This is a genomic window from Campylobacter sp. 2018MI13 (assembly GCF_018501135.1).
Taxonomy (GTDB): Bacteria; Campylobacterota; Campylobacteria; order Campylobacterales; family Campylobacteraceae; genus Campylobacter_E.
In genome coordinates, this window is record NZ_JAHCZC010000125.1 from 1 (window position 1) to 2,570 (window position 2,570).

The 2,570-nt window shown below is 29.7% G+C and carries 3 protein-coding genes; all 3 read right to left on the reverse strand.

Translation table 11 applies throughout. The annotated features are described in order from the left end of the window. Positions 1 to 27: 27 nt before the first annotated feature. Positions 28 to 576: a DedA family protein gene (locus KJQ99_RS09115; RefSeq protein ID WP_214115909.1), complete on the reverse strand. Its 549-nt coding sequence runs from the start codon at positions 574 to 576 to the stop codon at positions 28 to 30. Continuing rightward, complete coding sequence (gene rny, locus KJQ99_RS09120) at positions 576 to 2,156, reverse strand: ribonuclease Y (RefSeq protein ID WP_214115917.1); 1,581 nt, start codon at positions 2,154 to 2,156, stop codon at positions 576 to 578. The genes KJQ99_RS09115 and rny overlap by 1 nt, the downstream gene beginning before the upstream one ends. Then, positions 2,143 to 2,570: 5-formyltetrahydrofolate cyclo-ligase (locus KJQ99_RS09125; protein ID WP_214150624.1), on the reverse strand; the 428-nt coding region annotated here is incomplete at its 5' end. The genes rny and KJQ99_RS09125, both read right to left, overlap by 14 nt.

Consider the following 2,570-nt stretch of genomic DNA (forward strand, 5'->3'; position numbering starts at 1 on the left):
ATCTAATATTTAATAATTTTTTGCTCTTCATTTCTTCGCTTTTATTTTTAAATATGTGAAAATTACAATCAATAAAACAAGTAAAATAATTGGCATATAAGATGAATATTCATCAAAAGTTTTAGCCAAGCTATCTCCTAAATAAAACGCAGCATAAAACACCACAATAGCCCAAATAAAACAAGAAATTAGATTATAAATACTAAATCTAAAAAAGCTTAATTTTGAAATCTCAGCTGCTATTGGACCTAAGGTTTTAAGCCCATAAACAAACTTACAAACTAAAGTAAAAATAAAGCCATTTTTTCTAAATAAAACTACTAAAAGAGCTAGTTTTCTTTTATGCTTTACAAGATGTTTTTGAAAGTCTTTTTTACTAGCTCTAGTAAAATAAAATAAAGCCGATGAGCCTAGAAAATTACCTACAAAAGCTACTAAAATACTAATATAAGGATTTACATTATAAGCACTTGCAAACACTCCTAAGGCAAGCAGTGCTAACATACCGCCGCCTAAAGAGTATAAAAATACTAAAATATATCCGTATTCTACAAATTTTTCTATAAATTCTTGCATTATTTCGCTAGCTCCACAGCTCTAGTTTCACGGATAACATTTACTTTAATTTCTCCTGGAAATTGTAAGCTGCTTGTTATTTCACTAGCTATTTCTTTAGCTAAAAGAACACTTTCATCATCATTAATTAGCTTAGCATTTACAATAACTCTAATTTCACGACCAGCATTAATTGCATAAGCTTTTTTAACTTGAGAATGTTGTTTTGCAATAGCTTCAAGCTCACTAACACGCTTTAAAAACGCTTCTAAAACTTCTCTTCTAGCACCTGGTCTTGCCGCACTTAAAACATCAGCCGTGCAAACTGCAGCAGCTTCAATACTTAAAGCATCTTCATGCCCGTGATGAGCAAAAATAGCGTTTAATACCACAGGATGCTCTTTGTGCCTTTCACAAACCATAGCACCTAAATCAACATGGCTACCTTCATATTCGTGAGTTAAAGCCTTGCCAATATCATGTAAAATTCCAGCACGCCTTGCAAGTCTTGTATTACCACCACATTCAGCTGCGATAATTCCTGCTAAATGTGCAACTTCTAAGCTATGTGCTAATGCATTTTGTCCGTAACTTGCACGATATTTTAAACGGCCAATTAATTTTACTAATTCAGGAGCCATTTTTGTAAGTCCTAAATCCATTATGATATTTTGACCTTCATTAAACATTTCTTCTTCAAATTCTTTTGAAACTCTTTCGTGTAATTCTTCAATTCTAGCTGGCTGAATTCTTCCATCATCTATTAATAAATCAATTACTTTTTTAGCAATTGCACGGCGTAAAACATTAAATGAGCTAATAATAATTGCGTTTGGAGTATCATCAATAATTACATCAACACCTAAAACCATTTCAAGTGTTTTTATATTTCTTCCTTCTTTACCAATAATTCTTCCTTTTAAATCATCGCTTTTAAGATTTATTACGCTAATTAATCTCTCACTTGCATATTCACCTGCAAATCTAGTAGTAGCTTGTGCTAGGATATATCCTGCTTTTGCCTTTGCTTGAGATTTTGCTTCTTCTTCGCATTTTCTTACGATATGAGCGATTTCATCTCTTGCATCTTCTTTAGCTTGATTTATTACTAATTCTCTTGCTTCGCTTTGAGTTAAACCACTTATATTTTCAATACTGCTTAATAATTCTTGCATTTTTGCTTCGCAAGATTTTTTAAGCATATTTGCTTCTTCCATCAATTCATTTGCAGCTTGCTCGCTTTTTACAATACTTGCTTTAAATTCATCTAATTTTTGTTCGTTTATTGCTAGAATTTGCTCTTTTTTCTCAATTTCTAGAATTTTCTTATCGTGTTCTTTTTGAAGTTCTAAAATCTTTTCATCATAAGATTTTTTATAACTCAACTCAATCTTACCCTCACTTGCTTTGGCATTTTCTAGAACTTTATCAGCATTTCTTAGTATTTTTTCAGCTTCATATTCAATCACTTTTGCTTTTGCTTTTGCTTGTTCTTCGTGAATTTTAAAATGAGCTTCGTGTATTCTTTTGGCTACTAAAACCCCTAATGCTCCTCCTAGAATAAATACCGCTAATAACGATATAATTTCAACTAATGTCATAACTTCTCTTTCTTTTTATTGTTTTACCATTTGCGATATAAAAATCGCCTTGAATATCCGATTTTAAACAAATTTTGTTTTTAGTAACGGATTTTATATTTTGAATAAAAATAATTAATAAATCATAATCAATTTTAGAAAAAGTTCTATCGTAAAATCCTTTGCCAAAACCTACTCTTCTAAAATCCTTATCAATTCCTAAAACAGGTATAATTGCAATATCAATTTTAATATTTTCAATCTTACTTGAGCTTTCTTTTATTTTAAATCTAACTTCACTTAATGGAAACCTTAATTTATTAAAAGCTAAACTATTATCACTAAGCATTTTTGGAATATAAATATTGAATTTTTTACATAAAAATCTTTTGTATTTATATAGATTTATTTCTTTATCTTTTGCAATATAAATTA

Excerpts from the sequence above, each read along its gene's own strand:
- rny (WP_214115917.1), bottom strand. The coding sequence starts at position 2,156 with ATGACATTAGTTGAAATTATATCGTTATTAGCGGTATTTATTCTAGGA.
- KJQ99_RS09115 (WP_214115909.1), bottom strand. The coding sequence starts at position 576 with ATGCAAGAATTTATAGAAAAATTTGTAGAATACGGATATATTTTAGTA.